General features: G+C 39.9%; 22 protein-coding genes and 2 pseudogenes. 15 read left to right on the top strand and 9 right to left on the bottom strand.

Features of this window, described 5'->3' with window-relative positions; all coding sequences use genetic code 11:
• Nucleotides 1–344 precede the first annotated feature (344 nt).
• The 3 genes from yhfZ to ACZ5AE_RS26905 all read left to right on the top strand — a co-directional run bounded on the left by yhfZ (nt 345) and on the right by ACZ5AE_RS26905 (nt 3,250).
• Nucleotides 345–1,268 carry a GntR family transcriptional regulator YhfZ gene (gene yhfZ, locus ACZ5AE_RS26915; protein ID WP_464567776.1) on the top strand — a complete coding sequence of 308 codons (924 nt, stop codon included), beginning with the start codon at nt 345–347 and terminating at the stop codon, nt 1,266–1,268.
• Between the two features lie 271 nt (nt 1,269–1,539).
• Nucleotides 1,540–2,520, top strand: coding sequence for a quinone oxidoreductase family protein (locus tag ACZ5AE_RS26910; RefSeq protein ID WP_464567774.1), 981 nt, complete (start codon nt 1,540–1,542; stop codon nt 2,518–2,520).
• A gap of 367 nt (nt 2,521–2,887) precedes the next feature.
• Nucleotides 2,888–3,250 (top strand): DinB family protein, encoded by a 363-nt coding sequence (locus ACZ5AE_RS26905; RefSeq protein WP_464567772.1) that lies wholly within the window; start codon nt 2,888–2,890, stop codon nt 3,248–3,250.
• A gap of 143 nt (nt 3,251–3,393) precedes the next feature.
• On the opposite strand, the gene ACZ5AE_RS26900 is transcribed toward ACZ5AE_RS26905, so the two are convergent.
• Complete coding sequence (locus ACZ5AE_RS26900; RefSeq protein ID WP_464567770.1) at nt 3,394–4,092, bottom strand: VIT1/CCC1 transporter family protein; 699 nt, start codon at nt 4,090–4,092, stop codon at nt 3,394–3,396.
• A 313-nt stretch (nt 4,093–4,405) separates the two neighbouring features.
• Between ACZ5AE_RS26900 and ACZ5AE_RS26895 the strand changes: the two genes are divergently transcribed.
• The 4 genes from ACZ5AE_RS26895 (at nt 4,406) to bla (ending at nt 8,862) form a co-directional block, all read left to right on the top strand.
• Nucleotides 4,406–4,954: a hypothetical protein gene (locus ACZ5AE_RS26895; protein WP_464567768.1), complete on the top strand. Its 549-nt coding sequence runs from the start codon at nt 4,406–4,408 to the stop codon at nt 4,952–4,954.
• Nucleotides 4,955–5,156: 202 nt separating this feature from the next.
• Nucleotides 5,157–5,546 carry a BlaI/MecI/CopY family transcriptional regulator gene (locus ACZ5AE_RS26890; protein WP_464567766.1) on the top strand — a complete coding sequence of 130 codons (390 nt, stop codon included), beginning with the start codon at nt 5,157–5,159 and terminating at the stop codon, nt 5,544–5,546.
• Nucleotides 5,546–7,342: a BlaR1 family beta-lactam sensor/signal transducer gene (locus ACZ5AE_RS26885; RefSeq protein ID WP_464567764.1), complete on the top strand. Its 1,797-nt coding sequence runs from the start codon at nt 5,546–5,548 to the stop codon at nt 7,340–7,342. Before ACZ5AE_RS26890 ends, ACZ5AE_RS26885 begins: the two co-directional genes overlap by 1 nt.
• 587 nt (nt 7,343–7,929) lie before the next feature.
• Nucleotides 7,930–8,862 carry a class A beta-lactamase gene (bla, locus tag ACZ5AE_RS26880; RefSeq protein WP_464567762.1) on the top strand — a complete coding sequence of 311 codons (933 nt, stop codon included), beginning with the start codon at nt 7,930–7,932 and terminating at the stop codon, nt 8,860–8,862.
• A 49-nt stretch (nt 8,863–8,911) separates the two neighbouring features.
• On the opposite strand, the gene ACZ5AE_RS26875 is transcribed toward bla, so the two are convergent.
• From ACZ5AE_RS26875 to ACZ5AE_RS26845, 7 genes and pseudogenes are all read right to left on the bottom strand, one after another.
• A complete protein-coding gene (locus ACZ5AE_RS26875; protein ID WP_464567760.1) occupies nt 8,912–9,067 on the bottom strand; it encodes a YvrJ family protein in 156 nt (51 codons plus the stop codon).
• A gap of 429 nt (nt 9,068–9,496) precedes the next feature.
• Nucleotides 9,497–9,805, bottom strand: coding sequence for a hypothetical protein (locus ACZ5AE_RS26870; RefSeq protein WP_464567758.1), 309 nt, complete (start codon nt 9,803–9,805; stop codon nt 9,497–9,499).
• Between the two features lie 104 nt (nt 9,806–9,909).
• Nucleotides 9,910–10,365 carry a hypothetical protein gene (locus ACZ5AE_RS26865; RefSeq protein ID WP_464567756.1) on the bottom strand — a complete coding sequence of 152 codons (456 nt, stop codon included), beginning with the start codon at nt 10,363–10,365 and terminating at the stop codon, nt 9,910–9,912.
• A 17-nt stretch (nt 10,366–10,382) separates the two neighbouring features.
• Entirely contained in the window at nt 10,383–11,147 is a 765-nt protein-coding gene (locus tag ACZ5AE_RS26860; RefSeq protein WP_464567754.1) for a hypothetical protein, read from the bottom strand.
• A gap of 258 nt (nt 11,148–11,405) precedes the next feature.
• Nucleotides 11,406–12,335 (bottom strand): polyisoprenyl-teichoic acid--peptidoglycan teichoic acid transferase TagU, encoded by a 930-nt coding sequence (tagU, locus tag ACZ5AE_RS26855; protein WP_464567752.1) that lies wholly within the window; start codon nt 12,333–12,335, stop codon nt 11,406–11,408.
• A gap of 338 nt (nt 12,336–12,673) precedes the next feature.
• A pseudogene (locus ACZ5AE_RS26850) lies at nt 12,674–12,943 on the bottom strand (manganese catalase family protein); the annotation flags it as partial.
• A gap of 17 nt (nt 12,944–12,960) precedes the next feature.
• Nucleotides 12,961–13,842, bottom strand: a complete 882-nt coding sequence (locus ACZ5AE_RS26845; RefSeq protein ID WP_464567750.1) for a VanW family protein — start codon at nt 13,840–13,842, stop codon at nt 12,961–12,963.
• A gap of 427 nt (nt 13,843–14,269) precedes the next feature.
• Between ACZ5AE_RS26845 and ACZ5AE_RS26840 the strand changes: the two genes are divergently transcribed.
• The 6 genes and pseudogenes from ACZ5AE_RS26840 to ACZ5AE_RS26815 all read left to right on the top strand — a co-directional run bounded on the left by ACZ5AE_RS26840 (nt 14,270) and on the right by ACZ5AE_RS26815 (nt 17,553).
• Entirely contained in the window at nt 14,270–14,614 is a 345-nt protein-coding gene (locus ACZ5AE_RS26840) for a PadR family transcriptional regulator (RefSeq protein WP_464567748.1), read from the top strand.
• On the top strand, nt 14,611–14,952 hold the full coding sequence (locus ACZ5AE_RS26835; RefSeq protein ID WP_464567746.1) for a DUF1048 domain-containing protein: 342 nt from the start codon (nt 14,611–14,613) through the stop codon (nt 14,950–14,952). The genes ACZ5AE_RS26840 and ACZ5AE_RS26835 overlap by 4 nt, the downstream gene beginning before the upstream one ends.
• 57 nt (nt 14,953–15,009) lie before the next feature.
• A pseudogene (locus ACZ5AE_RS26830) lies at nt 15,010–15,123 on the top strand (DUF1048 domain-containing protein); the annotation flags it as partial.
• A 171-nt stretch (nt 15,124–15,294) separates the two neighbouring features.
• A complete protein-coding gene (locus ACZ5AE_RS26825; protein WP_464567744.1) occupies nt 15,295–16,056 on the top strand; it encodes an ABC transporter ATP-binding protein in 762 nt (253 codons plus the stop codon).
• Complete coding sequence (locus ACZ5AE_RS26820; RefSeq protein ID WP_464567742.1) at nt 16,057–16,806, top strand: ABC transporter permease; 750 nt, start codon at nt 16,057–16,059, stop codon at nt 16,804–16,806. It abuts the gene before it with no gap.
• 258 nt (nt 16,807–17,064) lie between these two features.
• Nucleotides 17,065–17,553 carry a DinB family protein gene (locus ACZ5AE_RS26815; RefSeq protein WP_464567740.1) on the top strand — a complete coding sequence of 163 codons (489 nt, stop codon included), beginning with the start codon at nt 17,065–17,067 and terminating at the stop codon, nt 17,551–17,553.
• Between the two features lie 104 nt (nt 17,554–17,657).
• Here ACZ5AE_RS26815 and ACZ5AE_RS26810 read toward each other — a convergent pair whose 3' ends face one another.
• A complete protein-coding gene (locus tag ACZ5AE_RS26810; RefSeq protein WP_464567738.1) occupies nt 17,658–18,119 on the bottom strand; it encodes a GNAT family N-acetyltransferase in 462 nt (153 codons plus the stop codon).
• Nucleotides 18,120–18,345: 226 nt separating this feature from the next.
• Here ACZ5AE_RS26810 and ACZ5AE_RS26805 point away from each other — a divergent pair, with 226 nt between their 5' ends.
• Together ACZ5AE_RS26805 and ACZ5AE_RS26800 are read left to right on the top strand one after the other, a co-directional pair.
• The gene (locus tag ACZ5AE_RS26805) at nt 18,346–19,218 is read left to right on the top strand and encodes an AraC family transcriptional regulator (RefSeq protein ID WP_464567736.1); all 873 of its coding nucleotides are present in this window, start codon (nt 18,346–18,348) and stop codon (nt 19,216–19,218) included.
• 2 nt (nt 19,219–19,220) lie between these two features.
• Nucleotides 19,221–19,481, top strand: a complete 261-nt coding sequence (locus tag ACZ5AE_RS26800; RefSeq protein ID WP_464567734.1) for a hypothetical protein — start codon at nt 19,221–19,223, stop codon at nt 19,479–19,481.
• Nucleotides 19,482–19,755 lie beyond the last annotated feature (274 nt).

Raw genomic sequence — 19,755 nt, 5'->3', positions numbered from 1 at the left:
GGAAATCTTGGGCACACCACGTTTATGTCTTATCATTACCCGAAAGAGGTAAAAATGTCTTTGATTGAGGCAAACTGTTAAAAGTGTACTCAATGAGTGTATTGGAGCCAGAAATGGCCAAGCCCAACAGTTAATGATTAGAATGATTAAAGACAAAACTGATTGAGAAGGAAGCCTAAATGGGGCTTTGATCAGGCACAAAGACGTACAGAAATCTTTGTTATGGCAGCCTTAGAAGTATGGTGCCAATCTCAACCTCAATCCTCCCTTTACCAGCCGACAGTAAATTGATATATTCAAGATACCGAATATAGTATTTTAGCCTTGAAGGCGGAGGACCGTATATGTGGGAAATTTTATACTCTAAGAACGGGTTGGCAGCAAAAAATATCGCACTAGAGCTAGTGGGGATTGAAATTGGCCAGAAAATTCCAACTGTCTCCGAATTTTGCGACACTCTGGGATTAGGTAGAGGCACAGTGCAGGGAGCGATTAAACTCCTTGAAATGGCTGGAGCTATAGAGTTAGAAGCAAGAGGTCACCTGGGCTCTTTTTTGACCAAAAAGGATGTTAGTGTTCTGCTTGATATATCGGGCACAGGTCCTTTAGTGGGAGTCATGCCCTTACCGTACTCTAAAAAATATGAAGGGTTGGCAACGGGTATTGTTGATGGCTTCAATCGACTTAACAAACGGATAAGTTTAGCTTATATGCGGGGGGCAAGCAATCGTTTGGAAGCGCTTAAGACAAGACGCTATGATTTCGCGATTGTGTCGAAATTAGCTGCTGAAGAGGTCATCCAATCACATCAAGGACTATGTATTGTTAAATCTTTTGGATTAGGCTCTTATGTGTCCGAGCATAAAGTTTTCTTGGCTGACCCCGATAAAAAACATGTTGAGCCTGGGATGCGAGTGGGCATCGACCGGTCTTCACCAGACCAAACGAACATAACCCTGCTAGAATGTGAAGGTTTGGATGTTCAGTTTGTCGACCTGAACTACATGCAACTTTTTCAAATGCTAAAAAAAGGCAAAATAGATGCAGCCGTATGGAATTTTGACGAAGTCCGCACTGTTGAAAGCTTTAATGCAGTGGAATTTCAATCCGAAAAGGCTAAGATCCTTACGAAGAAAACCTCTGAAGCCACTATTGTCATTGATAAAAGCAGAAGTGAAGTAAAGAAGCTAATCTCTTTACTAGACACGGAAGTCGTTTTAAATGCTCAACAATTAGTTGAGGCAGGAGAAAGATTTCCGCAGTATTAGTGTTTTTTTGATAAAGCTACTAAAGTGAACAAAAAGACGGAAGAAAGGGCTTTTTTCTTACACTTCACCCCTTAATCATCATGGCTATTACTGTTTTTTATCCGATTCTTTGGTCTTCAAAGCTTAGCCTTTCATCCACTAACCTAAAAATGACTGAATTTGAGTTTATCAGTTTGAACTGGTTCACAAAAAACGAAACGGGAAAGTGATAAAATATTGTTTTAATTGTATTATCCTGCGGTAGTATTGCCTTTATTAATTAACCCAAGAGATGAGGTATTTATATATGAAAGCACTTGTTTTTCATACATTTGGAGGTCCGGAAGTCCTGGAATATGGCGAAGTAAAGGACCCTGTCATCGGTCCGGATGAAATTCTTGTAAGAATGAAAGCAATTGGCCTAAACTTTGCAGACATTTATCGAAGGAAAGGGAATTATCATCTTGCCGGGGAGCCTCCCTATATTTTAGGGTATGAAGGTGCCGGAATGGTAGAAAAAGTAGGGGCAGAAGTGCAGGGAATAAGCCCAGGAGACCGTGTTGCCTTTGCGGATGTTCCATTTGCCAATGCAGAGCTAGTAGCTGTTCCTTATGAAAAATTGATACCTCTGCCAGAATCCGTTTCATTTAAGGAGGCTGCAGCTATACTCCTACAAGGGCTAACTGCCCAGTATCTTACAAGGGACAGCTATGCTGTCAAAAATAATGATGTGGTCTTAGTACATGCAGCAGCCGGAGGTGTCGGACAGCTTCTTGTTCAAATTGTAAAGCTTCTTGGTGGTAAGGTAATAGGCTTAACCTCTTCCAAGGAAAAAGGTGAAGCTGCAAAAAAAGTGGGAGCGGATTTGGTTCTCCAGTACAAGGATGACTGGAAGCAGAAAGTTCTGGAAGAAACGAACGGCAAAGGGGTGGATGTTGTTTATGAATCAATAGGTTCTACACTCATGGACAGTTTTGCTGTTACGCGTATAGGAGGTACCGTTGTATTTTATGGGATGGCAGGTGGAGATCCTGCTCCAGTTGATCCCCGTATGTTGATGGATACCTCAAAAACTCTAACGGGTGGAGATCTTTGGAATGTTCTCACTTCTCGGGAGGAAAGAGTGACACGATCAAAAGAGCTGTTTAGATGGATAGAAGAAGGAAAAGTAAAAGTATCGGAGCCGACCACTTTTGCGTTAAGAGATGGACAAGAGGCTCACCGATATCTAGAAAGCCGAAAAAGTACGGGTAAAATCTTATTACTTCCATAAGGGGCAGCGTCGGAAGATTAAACAACAAGGAAGGCTGCTGCTGCAACCCTTTTTCTTGTCCCTGTAAAGTGCGGTCTTTTTCTTGTGTATTTACGTCCAGGTTACTTCTATAAGGAGTAATCTTTTTTGTTATGAGCTTATGAGCTGCATACTAGTGTTTGCTCCAAAAATGGAAAGGGTTTTGCTAAGCTATACATGTAAAGAATAAGTAGTTATATCTCTTAAAAGTGGGTGTTTTGATGCTTCAACACGAATATGGATGGGTTCGGAAGACTAGAGGAACTCTGTTAGATTTTTGTGGGAAAATAGATCCTAATCATTTTGTTTCAAACATATGGTTTCGGTTGGCAAAGTGTACGAGATACATATGGTTCATATAGCAGCTTGCTATGTTGCATGGCTTGGCTCATTTGTTTTATTGAAGACCAAAAAACCACTTACTCCAAGAGAAGAATTACATAATCTCAGTTTAGAGGAAATAATAGCACGATTTGAACTAGTAGATTCAATTGTAAATGAATTATTAGAACAACATCGACATAAATTAGACGTGCTAATTGAGATAGAAATCCCTTGGAGAGAAGCACCTGAATTATTATCAATTACTCCTCGCAAACTGCTCATGCACACCATTACTCACGAGTTTCATCACAAGGGACAAATAGCAGCCATGCTCCGCCAAATGGGTTATGTGCCCCCAAATACAGATGTTTTAGGAACAGAAGATTAATTTAATATTAAAGTATTTTTGGCGATGTTTAATTGACATTGCTTTTTTCGTTGAGTAAGTTTGTGAAGTTTCGTACACAAATTGACGCAACCATTAGTGCTGGGATGCATGTATTGATTGCTTACACTTACGGAGTTCTACCTTCAAGTAAGAATTCTCGCTAGACCAAACGCTACTGCTGCTGCAAGTCCACCAGTAATCGTGGTTTGAACAGCACTCTTAATAGGTGAAGTTCCCGTGAACCTTCCTTTTACGTATCCAAAAATCATCAAAGCGATAAGTGTGACCACTACAGAAACCATTAATGCTGTTGCAGGATGTTTTAAGATAAAATAAGGGAACAAAGGGATTAATCCTCCGACAATATAAGAAACTGCAATGGTAATCGCACTGTTTCTTGCTCTTGTAGGCTCTGGTTTCTCCAACCCTAATTCGAATCTCATCATAAAATCGACCCATTTTTCAGGGTTCTTTTTCATGGTTTCGGTAATAGATTTGATTTGTTCTTCTTCAAGTCCATATTCCCTGAAAATTTCCGATACTTCCTCTTCTTCGCGTTCCGGAAGCTCTATTACTTCGCGCTTTTCGCGAGCAAGTTCAGATTCGTAATGTTCCGCATCTGTTTTTCCTGCCAAGTATCCGCCGAGTCCCATTGCAATGGACCCCGCTGCAATTTCAGCACTTCCTGCCGTGAGAATCAATGTAGTTGTATCAACAGCACCGGACAAACCAGCAGCTAATGCAAATGGTACGGTTAATCCGTCTGACATACCAATGACAACATCCCGAATGAAGTCAGACCCAGAAAAATGTTCTTCTACGTGATGCAGGTGTTGATCCATTTTTTCACCTCTAATTAACTAATCTAATACCAATTGTTTTCATAACTCCTCTTAAAAGGAAAAAGTTTTTATTAGTATCTACTGTCGCTTCTTATTTTTAACTTAATTTATAATTAAAAGTTCATTAATTTGGAAAATGTATTCATTTATCGTGCTACATTGTATTTAAATAAAATTGAAGCTTATTTTAACTTTAAGTAGTTTGTTTTACGAAAAAATAGGATTCGGTGACAATGACCAAATTAAGAATCTAAAAGTTGCTTTTGGATTTAAAAATGGCAAACATTACTCTAATTAAAAGGAGGACAAACCAATGAATACACGGGCAATCAAGGTTCAAAAACAAGGATGGATTCCTAAAAAGGAACGCATATGGGTAATCGTGGGGATTATTATCGCTGCTTTGATCGTGCTTTTGGAACTTAAGGGGCTATTACAGCTTCCATTAACTTCTCTGCACAGCAGGCATTTCGAACATACATTTAAAGATTTTGGCTCCAATGCAAGAATTGCCTTATTTTTTGTACTTGCTTATTATGTGCTTCTTCGTGTTATTAAGCTTGATTATTTAAAAGGTCAAGCCAATGTGAAAAAAAGGTTGTCCACTTTACTGCGCTTTGCCCGAAGATGGCATACTCCAGTAGCAATTCTCGCCATCGCTTTTATTATCTTGCATACGGTGGCTGTCTTTATGCACGGCTTCAAATTTGATTTTAATAACATAAGTGGATTGCTTTCCTTGATAGTCCTGCTCCAAGTTCCTATATCAGGACTATTTCGATATCAAAGGATGGACAGGAAGTGGCATTTACGGTCTGGTGTTGCTTTTGCCATTCTATTTTTAATTCATTCTTTTTTATAAACAACATGTGCATAAGCTGTTTTAGCGTGACCTGGATTAAGGGCAATTATTAACGTTCAAATCATATAGTAAAAATGGGATTAGAATAAAACCTCAGCACACAGGGGGATTATTTACCATAGGTTAAAGTCCCCCAATCCTTTATATACTTAGCCCTTCCTGCTATAATAAATACTACAGTTGTAAAAGTAGGAGAGGTATCATGAAGGAGATTCCACAAATATCAGAAGCAGAATATGAAGTGATGAAAGTGATTTGGAACCATGAGCCGATTTCGACTCCTGAGGTAGTGGAGAAATTATCGGATAAGAGTGACTGGAAGCCCAATACTATTCACACCATGCTTGCTCGCCTCGTGAAGAAAAAGGCTTTGCATGTAAGGAAAGATGGTCGGGTGTTTATCTATACTTCACTGGTTGAAAAAGACCAATATGTTGAGCAAAAAAGTAAATCCTTTCTGCAGCAATTTTTCGGCGGTACGTTACATTCAATGGTATTAAATTTTATTGAAAATGATCAGTTATCGAATGAAGAAATATCGGAACTAAAGAAAATATTGTCTACGAGAGAAAAGAAAGAAGGGGAGAAATAATGGATACCCTGCTGCTGCGAATTTTCGTCAGTACCATCGTGGTATCCCTCCTTATTTTCATCATTCTGTTAATCAAAAAGCTATTAAACCATCATATGACTGTGAAAGCCCATTATCATATTTGGTATTTTCTTTGCATTCCAATCCTTGTTGCCTTTTTGCCTTGGCATTATTCTGGCCTCGGAGAAGGAATTCGCTATTTAAAAAGCTTACTTTTGAATCATAGAGAAGCTCCATTGGACAGTGAAAGGATCAATGGAATGGCTGCCTCTCAGGTGCCAAACAGCGATTTATTACATGATTTCGCGGTTTCGGTAAACAAGTCAGCGCCCGATTTCGTTTACCATACATTTTTTACTGCCTGGGTCATTGGAGTGCTTCTTTTTGTTGGGGTGGCTGTTTATTCAACTTATCAAATCTATCAAATTAAAAAGTCAGCTGTGGCTATTGATAACCAAAAGCTAAATAAACTTTTAAGAGTGTGCAAAGAGATGGTTGGGGTGAAAAGAAACATAAGGGTGCGAGAGAGCTCTCTCATTTCCTCGCCGATCACGTTCGGAATTTTTCAACCCTATATCTTTTTACCAAGCAAAACGCGGGAAGAATTCTCGTTAAATGAATTAAAATATGTGCTTTTGCACGAGCTGCACCATCATAAAAGTAAAGATTTGTTCGTGAATTACGTTATGTGGATGGTTCAGATTATGTATTGGTTTAACCCGGTCGTCTGGTATGCTTCAAAAAGGATTCGAATGGACCGGGAATTGGCCTGTGATGCATCCGTTTTAAATCTTTTGGATGAGAGCGGCTATATCGAATATGGGTATACCATCATTCGTTTTGCAGATAAAAAGCAGGATCGTACCTTTAAACAGATGGCTCCAGGTATTGGCGGGACAAAAAAACAAATCAAACAAAGAATCCAGTGTATTGCAAACTATTCTAGAGATTCTCTGTTATTGAAATGGAAAAGCAAGGTCATCTGTGCTGTTGTAGGAATGTTTGTCCTATTCCTTGCTCCATTCACCAATGTGATTGCCAGTCCAAATGATGTGTATCAGTTTAGTGGGAAGAATGCGGTCTATGAGGATTTAAGCTCGTATTTTAACGGCTACAAGGGCAGCTTCGTTTTATATGATCCTTCTAAAAATCAATATCAAATCTATAATCGCGAGATGAGTGAACAGAGGATTTCTCCTGATAGCACCTATAAAATATATGCCGCCTTGTTTGCATTGGAATCCAATGTGATTTCCCTAAATAACAATAACCAGGTCTGGGATGGGAAAATGTATCCCTTTCCAGAATGGAATCAAAATCAAAATTTAGCAACTGCCTTAAGCCGTTCTGTAAATTGGTATTTCCAGAATACCGATCGAGAGGTAGGCAGAAAGCTGCTACAGGATTATTTTCATAAGATAAAATACGGGAATGAGGATCTTTCAGGGAATTTGGACAGTTACTGGATGGAATCTTCTCTAAAAATATCACCCATTGAACAAGTCCAATTATTATCCCAATTAGAAGAAAATCAATGGGGTTTTAATGAGGAAAATATTAAAGCGGTACAAAAGGCACTTTTCATAGATGAGCAAAAGAAGGGGCAGTTGTACGGTAAAACGGGAACCGGTATGGTGAATGGAAAGAATGTAAATGGCTGGTTTATTGGCTTTGTTGATAAAGGTGATGATCGTTTTTATTTTGCCATTAATATTCAAGATAAGCATGGTCAAGCCCAGGGAAGTACGGCAGCGGAGATAGCCAAGCAGATCCTGCATGATAAAAAGATCTATTAATAATGAAACCCAGAAAGGATGATTCGTCCTTTTTGGGACTTTCGAGGGAAAAATACTACAATCGTATTATTTTAGAAAATGTGATTGACATGCTTTTACTACAGATGTAGTATTAAGTTTGTATTAAATACTACATGTGTAATATTTTGTGCGCAGTCTAATATGACGCATGTAATCAAATTGGAGAAAGGAGGAAATTCTCCCCCAGCGTTTCTGGGCAATTTTTTAAAAGATAGGCTCTGTTATAGCTTAATGTTGATTTACTGTGTTTGAAAAATAAACGTAAAAATTCCGTTTAAATTGGGAAATACCTATATTTCCTTAATAATAAGGGGAGTTTTTCCGTTTATATGATCAAAATCTTTGGATTTTGTCTTATTTAGAGCAGTTAATCGGAATTTCTCCGCTTATATCTGCTTCTTTCTCTTCATCTATATACATTAGCCGGAAATTTTCCGCCTATGAATTCTCATATCTACACGAAAATCAACAATGAATAATAACAGAGCCGAGAGATGAAAAATTGAAATTGAATAGAATTATTCAATTTTCAGAACTTCAAATATTAATAGAAAGAGGGATAGATTATGAGGAAAACAGATGATATTTTCAACATAAAAAATTTTATATTTACCCTGCTTGTGCTCGTGATCGCCATTGTACCGCTCGCCGGCTGGTCGATGACGACCGATAACCTTTCTGGTAAGACCGAAAAGGTAGTCAGGAAAACACCAGCACCCCAAATACACCGCGAGTTTGCAAAGCTCGAGGACAAATATGATGCCCGCCTTGGAGTCTACGCAATCGATACAGGTACAAATCGGAAGGTCTCCTATCGGCCTCAAGAGCGGTTTGCTTTCGCATCTACTTACAAAGCTCTAGCCGCAGGTGCATTGCTGCAGCATTTCTCTATTGATCAACTCAATGAGGTAGTTACATACAACAGTGAGGACATCGTTTCGTATTCACCCGTCACAAGCCTTCATGTAGATACCGGGATGACTCTTCGTGAAGTTACCGAGGCTGCTGTTCGATATAGTGACAACACCGCAGGAAACCTTTTATTAGAGAAACTGGGTGGCCCTAAAGGGTTTGAAGCAGCATTAAGACAGATTGGCGATCACGTGACCCAGGCTGATCGCTACGAGACGGATTTGAACTCAGCTATTCCTGGAGATACACGGGACACAAGCACACCTAAAGCGCTTGCTACCAGCCTTCAAGCTTTCGCAGTCGGCGATGTGCTCCCCGCTGAAAAACGTACGCTCCTGACAGATTGGATGGGGGGAAATGCCACAGGAGATGCATTAATCCGTGCCGGTGCACCAACAGGCTGGGAAGTCGCTGATAAGAGCGGGGCAGGAAGCTATGGAACGCGGAATGACATTGCGATTGTTTGGCCGCCGAATAGAGCTCCCATTGTCATCGCTGTTCTGTCCAGCCGCGATACACAGAATGCTGCCTTTGATAATGCGCTGATTGCAGAAGCGGCAAAGGTCGCGCTTAATGCTCTTAAGTGAATTGATAAGTAAATTTACTCATCATCAGTGACGGGCTTGGGCTTATCATTCAGTCATCATGTACAATCTTTAGAAAGATTAGTATATGATGACTGATATTTTTTTTTATACAATAAATCAGATTGGATTCTATTAAATATAGTAGATAGAGGGTAACAACAATAGGGAAGCCAACCTCATTGATAAATGAGATGATTTGTTCCATGGCCACTAAACAGCTAAAAAACCAAGCGGTCAGCCTGGTCTGGGTAACTTTTTAATGACCTTTTCCGGAGGGATTTCCAGTAATTTGGATATACTTTCCGAATTTGTGTGGTTACTTTCCGATTTGATGATTTTACTTTCCCGTTTCGAGAAAATACTTACCGATATTTCACTTTTACTTTCTGAAATTCCAGTTTTACTTTCCAAACTGAGGCAAGGGGACGGTTCGAGACCACTGAAAGGCACCAGTGGCAGGAACCACCCAAAGCAAGCCGAACGGGTTTTCGACCATCTTCTCCCGCCAAGATCTATATAATCCAATTTTTTAATGCCTTTTCCGGAGGAATTTCCAGTAATTTGGATATACTTTCCGAATTTGTGTGGTTACTTTCCGATTTGATGATTTTACTTTCCCATTTTGAGAAAATACTTACCGATATTTCACTTTTACTTTCCGAAATTCCAGTTTTACTTTCCAAACTGAGGCAAGGGGACGGTTCGAGCCCACTGAAAGGCACCAGTGACAGGAACCACCCGAAGCAAGCGACCATCTTCTCCCGCCAAGATCTATATAATCCAATTTTTTCATGACCTTTTCCGGAGGGATTTCCAGTAATTTGGATATACTTTCCGAATTCGTGTGGTTACTTTCCGATTTGATGATTTTACTTTCCCATTTCGAGAAAATACTTACCGATATTTCACTTTTACTTTCTGAAATTCCAGTTTTACTTTCCAAACTAAAGCAAGTGACTGATATCACCACCTGAATGATTCATCACCAACACACTTCTATTTATATGGAGGTGTTTTTAGTGGTATCGGACCTTCCACATGGCTCTGCTACAGGTGTTTTATTCGGGTTAAACCCAGTGCTCCATTTTTCCATAATATGCTCTCTACATGATTCCATTCATGCTTCTCACATCGAATCATTAGCACAATTTCTGATGAGGATTGCTTTGTTCCTTTTTTGTTCTTTTTTATCCAAACCATTTTAATGAGAAAACCCAGAAGCAAACCGCTAACCGCACCGATAATTCCCCATATGATGGGTCCCCATTTTAATATATAGCCATAAATGGCCCCTAATAGCATGAAACAAGTGCCTAGTATTGCGGCCGCATCAAATAAACTAAGGCCATCGGCTCTATGAATCGTATCAAAAAGTTGTGGAGGGTCTTGTTTTTTATCAAGAGGGGCTGCTAATATCCTCTCATTCGTAATATCATTTTGTTCAAGCTCGGTAATAGCCAATTCAATAAAAAGAGAATTGTCAAAGGTGGCGATGACAAACAATGAACTCTCATTCCTTCTTATATCGGAGTTTTAAAGTTAGGATTTTGGTATTTATTTCGCAGGTAGTATGACATTTCTTTTTCAAACAGCTTGTTGTTTTCCACTGCTGAAATATAGGAATCATAAATGATAAAAAGGTATATCGAAGGAAAATAAAGGACCCATTGCATATCTAGGACCTCTTTAGCCCGTACAAATTCCCCCAGCATAGAATACTGTATTCCAAGCAAAATATGCCCGAAGTAACATAAACCTACTGTATAAATGAAAATAAAAAACCCTGAGATGACATTATGAAGATAGAGGTGTCCTAGACCTGGAAATAATGCTGACCAAACCAAGGCGACCAAAGGTTTTCTTTTATCCAAATAGTTCATGTCCCAAGATCCCATTTTTATATGTAACAAAGGTGCATCTTCTCGGTCTGCCAATATATATTGTTTATTCAGATCAATGGTTGTTCGGTAGCCGTCCCATATACCAAACATATAAATAGATACGTATAGGATTAACCAGCGTTCATCTAATACCTCTTTCGCTCTTTCGAAGTCTCCCAATAAAGAATAAAAGATGCCAAGGTTTACATTCGCCATTCCATTGATAAAGGTTTCCCATAAAATCAAAATAAACGCGGATGCGTATCGATGCTGCATCAGATGACCAAATCCCGGGTAGGAAAACGAAAAAAAGGCCACAACCCATGGGTTTTTTAAATGAAGTTGAGCGGTTGTAAATTGCGATAAAAAAGAACGTTGCCTTCGAAATGGGGGTATCTGATTCATTATTCGTACCTCTGTTGGTATTGGGGTGAATAATAATCTTATTCCCTAATGTAAGGAAAATTATCACAAAGATGCACGGGGACGGCTCGAAGTAATAATACATGAAAACCCCACTGCTTTTGAAAATGCGGATAAAGTAGCTCGAAAAGTTATAAATAAGGATTTGAATACGGAGTTACTATTGGGATGTTGGAAATGGTTTTTTTTATTAAAAAAAGTGCCCAAACCATTTTGGGCACCTGCTTGAACAAATCTGATTTACTTTAATTCTAGTTGTGTTTTTAGTTCGTTTTGGACTCTTTGCTTTTCCTCAGCAGCAACTAATCCATAGTAAATTTTATTAATCTTTGTACCTGTTTCTTTTATATCCATTTGCTGGATGTTTCCTGCAGCCGATTTATAATTCTTTTGAATATCCATCATTTGGTCAAAAGACAGGTTTGTTTTTACGTTTTTGCCAAGGGCAGTAAAAATGTCAGAGAAATTTGTTAAACTTGATACACTGGCGCCTTCATTGATAACCGCTTGGATAATTTGGCGCTGTCTCATTTGACGGCCAAAATCCCCTCTTGGATCTTCATGTCTCATTCTTGAGTAACTTAATGCCTGCTCGCCGTTTAAGGTGATTTGCCCTTTAGCAAAATGGAATCCATCTTCAGAAAAATCCAGATCATTTTGGACGGTTACCCCGCCAACTGCATCGACAATGTCCTTAAATCCTTCCATATTGATTTGGATATAATAATCAATTGGAATATCAAGGAAGTTCTCAACAGTATCCATCGCCATTGGAACACCGCCAAATGCATAGGCGTGATTGATTTTATCTTCTTTGCCTTTACCGACAATCTCTGTCCGCGTATCACGAGGGATACTTAGCATTTTGACTGAATTGTTATTTGGGTTTACGGTTAACACAATTAATGAGTCTGAACGGCCCTTGTCGCCCTCCCGTTCATCAACACCAAGCAATAATACAGAAAATGGATCTTTTTCCTGTAATGTAACAGGTTGTTCGCGTTTTTCAGATTGTTTTCTTTCAATCGGCTGGTGCATGGTTTCTACTGCACTTTTAAAAGATTTATAGACAGTGAAGGCATAAGTACCACCGGCAATTAACAAAATTAATAAAATAATTCCTGTCACTTTAAGCCATGTTCTTTTCTTTTTCTTACTTCTTGTACTCATTTTCGGCATATTCCTCCAAAAAAATGTAAATTTCTAAGTCCTACACAATAGAGTAACAAAAAAATAGGCAAAAAGATATAGTGGAAATTTAGGAGATTGTAGGGGACGTGATTATGGTATGGTGCTCACGTAAATGCTTAGCTGCGTGCAACATGGTGAGCAATCCATTCAAGGACACTATGCCAACGCAACCTGATGCCGCGTTAGACCGTCAGGCTCCCCAAATGTTTGGTGGGCTGGTGCCACAACCACCTGAATTTTGTCGAAGATTAATGTTCTTTTTCGTTATTTGAATTGAATTGATAAAGAAGCGTCATTTAAACGCTTCTATATGAAAATTAATGATTCAAATCGTATAGTCCTGGAGAATGTTCATTAGGCATAACAGGCATTTCTGGAACTGGATATCCATTTGGTGGTGCAATAACTGCTAGGTCGCCGCCATTTCTGCTAGGAGTTGTTCCTTGGAAGATCTCGCCGATCCGAGTCTCGTCCAATCTAAAATTGAATTGTGCATTATGAAATCCCATTTCAACATATTTTCGGCATTCTGGATATTTATTGATATCGTAATTTGGCACTGGGAAAATTTTTCCCCAATCAACCCCTACGTTTACTTTTGTTTTCAATCAGGAAGGTATGGAACTTCATTAGGCGTATAGGTGATGACATCAGAAGAATAGATGTCAATGTGTAACTTGTGTCCAGACGTTTTTGCAAGAATAAGTATAGGTTGATTGTATTCGTTTTTAAAGACGAAATCAGGGCCATTCCAACTGACAGTGGCATCCCGCTTTTGTGGAACGTATGGAACCTCTTTACTATGAGAATAACGCTTAACGACTTTTAGACCTGCATTATCCACTGCATTAAAAAGGGTAGAGGATACTTGACAAATTCCACCGCCTAAGTCTTCTGCATATTCCCCTTTCACAATGACAGTGGCAGGCAAATATCCTTTTCCTGCGGATCTTTCACCAACTACTTTATTAAAGGAAAATGTTTCACCTGGAAAAAGGACATAATTATTAATGGCATTTGCAGCAAGAAAAATATTATGGTTTCTTTCTTTGTTATTTGAACTGAAGAATGTCACATATTCCCCTATTTTTTTAGTTCTAATATTTTCAAGTAATTCACTGTCAACCATTGGAAAAATGGTTTGTAAAGGGACTTCTAATTCAGAGGAAGTATTCTTAAAATAATGACTTAAAATTTTTTCTGTGAAAACTTCGCGGTTTAATTGGTAACCGACTTGTTCGGGGATAATATTTCCGTTATTATCCAGCATGGCGTTTGTAGGGTTTTTCGTAACCTGCTGCTCGATTTCGTTCATGAATTTTTGAAGCTTTTCATTATCGATAACAGGTAAGAATGGCGAGTGCATCGACAAATTCGTAGGGGTAGCAACTGAGATCGGATGGCCGTTGTGAGTGATCACTAAATTTCCTGGCATCGTCACTTGTTGAGATAACATGATAAGCCCAAGCAACCAACTGAAATTCATCTGTTTATACCTCCTTGCTATCATTATGAGTTGAAATCACTATTTCATGTACGGGGAGGTCTACTTCAGTACCTTTCTTTCTGGTAATAAATCCTTTTGCAGCCAAGATTGTTAGGAATTGTATTTGGTTCAACTACAAACACGAATCAAAGGTACTGTAGTGAAATAAATGACCACGCCGGCCATCCTAAGTGAGGAGTCCTGATATCCCATAGATGGTGGCAAAAGAGAAGATAAGCTTTCCCCAATAAAAACACAATTGACGAAGTAATAAATGGGCTTTTTTTTTAAAAGTTTGATTGACAATCGACACTACTTTGTAATACTATATACCAGTAGTCAGTAATACCAAATATCAGTATCACATAATACCTGTGTTACAAAGTACTGAAAAAAATATAAGTAAAATATAAATGGAGGTAAAAAATTGGAAAATATCACGGAAATGCTGAAAGGGGTGCTTGAGGGTTGTGTGCTTGAAATCATCAGCCGCGGGGAAACTTACGGCTATGAAATCACGCAGCAATTGAGAGAACTTGGCTTCACTGATGTGGTAGAAGGCACAGTATATACGATTACCATGAGGCTTGAGAAAAACAATCTGGTGGACATCGAGAAAAAGCCATCCACTATGGGACCACCGAGAAAATTTTACACACTCAACGCAGCAGGTCAAGAGCAGCTTGAACTTTTTTGGAGAAAATGGGATTTCGTCTCAAGTAAAATTAACGAACTCAAGACCAAAAAAATCAAAAGGAGAGAAGTAAAATGAATATTTTTGAAAAAATAATCGGAAGCTTGGATGACAAGCGGGAATGGAGGGCGATGGAGGCACGTGCGAAGGCACTTCCAAGTGAGTACCTCAATGCTTATAAAGCCATGCAAAAATATATGTGGACCGCTGGCGGTGGTCCTACTGACTGGAAGGACAGCAGCCGTATCTTTAACGGCATTCTCGACCTCTTCGAGGAAGGTGCAGCGGAAGGCAAGAAAGTTACGGACCTTACGGGCGAGGACGTGGCTGCTTTCTGCGACGACCTGGTGAAGGATGAGCAAACTTGGAAGGATAAGTATCGCAAGAAGCTGAACGATACCATTGGTCGTGGCTAATAGCGAAATTCAGTGGATTTTCGCCTAACATCGACACTAACATCGCAAAACACCATTGGGTACGACATGGCTTCCTTTGCCGATGGACTTAGTGGCAAACGTTAAAACTATGTCAACAAGCATCGTGAAGATTTGAATCAGAGTATCATGAAGCGATTGGGAATAAAGTAAATTTCAATAGATCATTCCTGCTGAATAGCCTGGTTACAAATGCAATGTGTCACCATCTCTATTCAGTTATTTTTTTAGCTAGGTAGTAAGTAATACAGATTATCAGTCAGACTGAGTAGTTGGGTATAGGCAATCTAGCGCCATGCTGCGCTATTTAAGGAGGAATAAAGTATGAGCAATGCAGCGATTTATGTAAAAGGGTTAAAAAAATCCTTTAAAGACAAGGAAGTCTTAAAGGGGGTGGATTTTGAGGTGCAGCGAGGCGAGATTTTCGCACTGCTGGGGTCAAATGGAGCGGGGAAGACGACGGCGGTCAACATCCTCTCGACGCTGATGAAGCCCGATGGCGGCGAAGCAGGTATTTGCGGCTTTGACGTCCAGCGTCAACCGGATCAGGTTCGCCAGAGTATCAGTCTGACAGGGCAGTTCGCCGCTTTAGACGGTATGCTCACTGGAAGGGAGAACCTGATGATGATTGCAAGGTTGCGGGGAGTTTCCAATCCCTCTCAAGTCGCCGATAAGCTGCTTGCAAGATTCAGCCTGCGTGACGCGGCTAACCGCCGGGCGGACCAATATTCCGGCGGGATGAAGCGCCGGCTTGACATCGCCATGAGCTTGATCGGGAGGCCAGCAGTCATTTTCCTCGATGAACCGACGACAGGGCTTGACCCCGAAGCGCGGATTGAAGTCTGGGATACCGTCAAGGAGCTTGCCGGCGGCGGCACGACCATCTTGTTGACGACCCAGTACCTGCAGGAAGCTGAACAACTGGCGGACCGTATCGCCATCCTGCATGGTGGAAAAATCATCACCACCGGTACACTTACTGAACTCAAGGCGTTGTTCCCGCCAGCAAAAGTGGAGTACATCGAGAGGCAGCCGACATTAGAGGAAATTTTCCTCGCGATCATCGGCAAAAAGGAGGAGATCTAAATGAAAAGTAAAACAGGGGTATTACTAGGGCGTTTGATGCGCAACATCATGCGCAGTCCGGATACGATCATTACGGTGGCGATTACGCCGATTATGATGATGCTGCTGTTTGTCTACGTATTTGGCGGCGCTATCGAGACAGGCACGGACAACTACGTCAATTATTTATTGCCGGGAATCTTGCTGATGGCGATTGCTTCCGGTGTCGCGTATACTTCCTTGCGGCTGTTTACGGATGTAAAGAGCGGGCTGATGGCGCGTTTCATTACCATGCCCATCAAACGCTCATCGGTATTATGGGCTCACGTGTTGACTTCGCTTGTTTCCAACGTGCTTACCGTGGTGGTGGTTATCCTTGTAGCGCTCTTGATGGGCTTCCGTTCCAGCGCCGGTATCCTGGATTGGCTCGCGGTTGCTGGGATACTTGGGCTGTTTACACTGGCGCTGACATGGCTGGCGGTCATTCCCGGTTTGAGAGCAGGGTCTATGGAAGGAGCGACAGCCTACTCGTACCCTTTGATTTTCCTGCCGTTTATCAGTTCGGCCTTCGTCCCCACCGAAACCATGCCTAAACTTGTCCGTACATTCGCTGAGAACCAACCAGTAACTTCAATCGTCAATACCATTCGTGCCCTTTTGTACGAAGGGTCTGTTGGCAGCGATATCTGGACCGCACTTGCCTGGTGCGTCGGCATCATGGTCATCGCGTACTTCTTCGCAAGTAAACAATTTAAAAGCCAGGTAGGGTAAGAACCATTATCGGATTAGCCAAGAAGGATTGACGCTTTTTTCGTTGAACTTATTATACTTAAGGGGCTAATTCAAGCAACGGGCAGGTTCAAAAAGAAGGAGAAACTAGTTATTTCTCGAATATATATTATCCATATTTTTGAACGTAGAAAAATAGGCAAAGAGTAACTCATTAATGGGTGAAATGATTCGGATTTATTTGTTCAAACAAACGGGCGCAAGAATTGAACAAAAATGGACTGGAAGGTGGGTGTTTTGATGTATCAACACGAATATGGATGGGTTCGGCAGACTAGAGGAACTCTGTTAGATTTTTGTGGAAAAATAGATCCTAATCATTTTACTCATTCAAATGGTTTCGGTTGGCAGAGTGTAAGAGACACATTGGTTCATATAGCAGACTGCTATGTTGCGTGGCTTGGCTCATTTGTTTTATTAAAGACCAAAAAACCACTTACTCCAAGAGAGAAATTACAAAATCTCAGTATAGAGGAAGTAATAGCACGCTTTGAGCAAGTGGATTCAATCGTAAATGAATTATTAGAACAGCATGGACATAATTTAGACGTGCTTATTGAGAGAGAAATCCCCTGGAGAGAAGCATCCGAACTAGTATCAATTACTCCCCGTAAATTGCTCATGCACACCATCACTCACGAGTTTCATCATAAGGGACAAATAGCAGCCATGCTCCGGCAGATGGGGTATGAGCCCCCAAACACAGATGTTTTAGGAACAGAAGATTAATTTTTTTCTACAAGTATTTTGGGCGATGTTTAATTGACATTGCCTTTTTCGTTGAGTATTGTGAAGATACTCTTATAAGAAGGGCATTTTTACTAAGAAAAAGGTTAAAGAATCTTTTCATAATTAATAAGAGTTAGGTATTCATTAATTTGTTGCTCCCCTGTTTTTTTATAGCCGAATTTTTCATAAAAATGGCGATTTCTACGGTTATCCTTAGGTGTATCAAGTGACCACTTTTTAACTTTAGGAAATTGTCTTTCCAACTCCTGTAATAATTTCGATCCCAATCCTTTATTTTGGAATTCAGAGCCAAGGAAAATACGATACAAATAATGATGATCTTTTGTTTGTTTTACAAGACAAATTCCGCCTGCAAGCCTGCCATCAACGAAAATCGAATAGTGCAAAGAATTTTGCATTCTATAACAAAAGTATTCCAGTGATTCCGTTGCAGGACTTGTATGATAATCCTTATATTTGATTAAATCTGAATGAAACGCTTCTTTTTGAAGCTTTAACAATTCGTTTGCTTCGGCAAGCTTTGATGGTATGATCTTAAACTTCAATTTCCCCACCTCTAACGCCATTTCTGCCATTATATGAACATCTGTCACATTGTTTAATTAAATGATAAAGTTCGAGGATTCAACACGTATTTCACCGTGATTCCTTCTTTCTTATTCAAGTAAAGGCAAGGTTTGAAAAAAAGGATTCATCCTACAAAATGGTGCACAAATTGTCGGAGGAACATATTCAACTCCTGTTATTCTATTGTTGAAGGGAGGTCATAAAATGGATTCGCTTAAGAGCATGAATGATGCAATGAGATATATCGAAGATAATCTTACTAATGAAATAGACTTCAATGTGGTGGCAAGGATCGCTCATTGTTCGGAATATCATTTTAAGAGGATGTTTTCTTTTCTGGCAGGTATTACCTTATCAGAATACATCCGCCGCAGGCGACTTAGCTTAGCCGCATTTGAGCTTACCAATAGTGATATAAAAGTAATTGATGTTGCTATTAAATATGGATACAACTCACCGGACTCTTTTACTAGAGCCTTTCAAAATTTACATGGTGTAACACCATCAGAAGCAAGACGAATTGGGCAGCATTTAAAAGCTTATCCAATCATGACCTTTCAATTGTCAATTAGAGGAGGAATTGAAATGGATTACCGAATCGAACAAAAAGAGGCATTTAACATAGTTGGTATCATGAAAAGAGTTCCAATTATTTTTGAAGGAGAAAACCCGGAAATTACAGAAATGTGGAAATCGTTGACTATGGAAAAAATAGAGCAATTAAAGAAACTCTCCAATGTTGAGCCAAAAGGCATGATTCAAGCATCTACGAACTTTTCTGAAGGACGTATGGAAGAAAAAGGTGAGCTTGATCAGTATATAGGTGTGGCAACCACAGAAGAATGTCCTGATGACTTTGCAAAACTTGAAGTTCCGGCGTTAACATGGGCGGTATTCGAATCAACTGGACCATTTCCTAATACGCTGCAGGAAACTTGGGGGAGAATTTATTCTGAGTGGCTTCCATCCTCCAACTATCAAGTAACAGAAGGACCCGAAATTTTGTCAATTAAAACTAAAGATCTAACTTCACCTTCCGTAACATGTGAAGTTTGGCTTCCAATTTTGAAAAAGTAAATTTGGATAACCCTATTGAGGGTATTATCCAAGGGCAAATTGGGACCATTTTAGCAGTTTATGATGACAACTGTGCTCCCCTCCTTAGGGGAGTCAAGGTATCAGACAAACAATGGTTTCAGGGGTATGCAGCTGTCATTAAGGCACTCGCAAAACTGTATCAACATGCCGATTATAAGAGCGGACTGACTAAGCTTAATAGGATGCTGGCCAGGGGCACAGATTGTAATGGTGCCCGGCATCACTCGAAACGGGCTAGGTAGTTGGCTTTAGTCATTTTTGGATTCCTATACTTACCCATAGAAAATATAAAAAGAGGAAGCCAGACGCTTCCTCTTTTTTAAATTTGTATAAGATTTTATTGTTTCAATGAAGGAAAAGATTATTTCTGAAACTTCCCTTTTAAATAATCGTATATAACTTTATGGAAGAACTAAGTGATCAATTCTCCACTGGTTGTTCGAACCTAGAAATACTCAACAAATATAAATGCTTGAAATTGGGAAGTGTCAAAGTAAAAGGTGAAACAAAAAGGAG

This window comes from Neobacillus sp. S1227 (genome assembly GCF_055385255.1).
Note: the sequence above shows the minus strand (reverse complement) of the source record. Positions and strands in the feature narration are given on the sequence as shown.

Coding starts and splice junctions, on each gene's coding strand:
- yhfZ (WP_464567776.1), top strand. CDS start 345: ATGTGGGAAATTTTATACTCTAAGAACGGGTTGGCAGCAAAAAATATC.
- ACZ5AE_RS26910 (WP_464567774.1), top strand. CDS start 1,540: ATGAGGTATTTATATATGAAAGCACTTGTTTTTCATACATTTGGAGGT.
- ACZ5AE_RS26905 (WP_464567772.1), top strand. CDS start 2,888: ATGGTTCATATAGCAGCTTGCTATGTTGCATGGCTTGGCTCATTTGTT.
- ACZ5AE_RS26900 (WP_464567770.1), bottom strand. CDS start 4,092: ATGGATCAACACCTGCATCACGTAGAAGAACATTTTTCTGGGTCTGAC.
- ACZ5AE_RS26895 (WP_464567768.1), top strand. CDS start 4,406: ATGAATACACGGGCAATCAAGGTTCAAAAACAAGGATGGATTCCTAAA.
- ACZ5AE_RS26890 (WP_464567766.1), top strand. CDS start 5,157: ATGAAGGAGATTCCACAAATATCAGAAGCAGAATATGAAGTGATGAAA.
- ACZ5AE_RS26885 (WP_464567764.1), top strand. CDS start 5,546: ATGGATACCCTGCTGCTGCGAATTTTCGTCAGTACCATCGTGGTATCC.
- bla (WP_464567762.1), top strand. CDS start 7,930: ATGAGGAAAACAGATGATATTTTCAACATAAAAAATTTTATATTTACC.
- ACZ5AE_RS26875 (WP_464567760.1), bottom strand. CDS start 9,067: ATGGAACAAATCATCTCATTTATCAATGAGGTTGGCTTCCCTATTGTT.
- ACZ5AE_RS26860 (WP_464567754.1), bottom strand. CDS start 11,147: ATGAATCAGATACCCCCATTTCGAAGGCAACGTTCTTTTTTATCGCAA.
- tagU (WP_464567752.1), bottom strand. CDS start 12,335: ATGAGTACAAGAAGTAAGAAAAAGAAAAGAACATGGCTTAAAGTGACA.
- ACZ5AE_RS26845 (WP_464567750.1), bottom strand. CDS start 13,842: ATGAATTTCAGTTGGTTGCTTGGGCTTATCATGTTATCTCAACAAGTG.
- ACZ5AE_RS26835 (WP_464567746.1), top strand. CDS start 14,611: ATGAATATTTTTGAAAAAATAATCGGAAGCTTGGATGACAAGCGGGAA.
- ACZ5AE_RS26825 (WP_464567744.1), top strand. CDS start 15,295: ATGAGCAATGCAGCGATTTATGTAAAAGGGTTAAAAAAATCCTTTAAA.
- ACZ5AE_RS26820 (WP_464567742.1), top strand. CDS start 16,057: ATGAAAAGTAAAACAGGGGTATTACTAGGGCGTTTGATGCGCAACATC.
- ACZ5AE_RS26815 (WP_464567740.1), top strand. CDS start 17,065: ATGTATCAACACGAATATGGATGGGTTCGGCAGACTAGAGGAACTCTG.
- ACZ5AE_RS26805 (WP_464567736.1), top strand. CDS start 18,346: ATGGATTCGCTTAAGAGCATGAATGATGCAATGAGATATATCGAAGAT.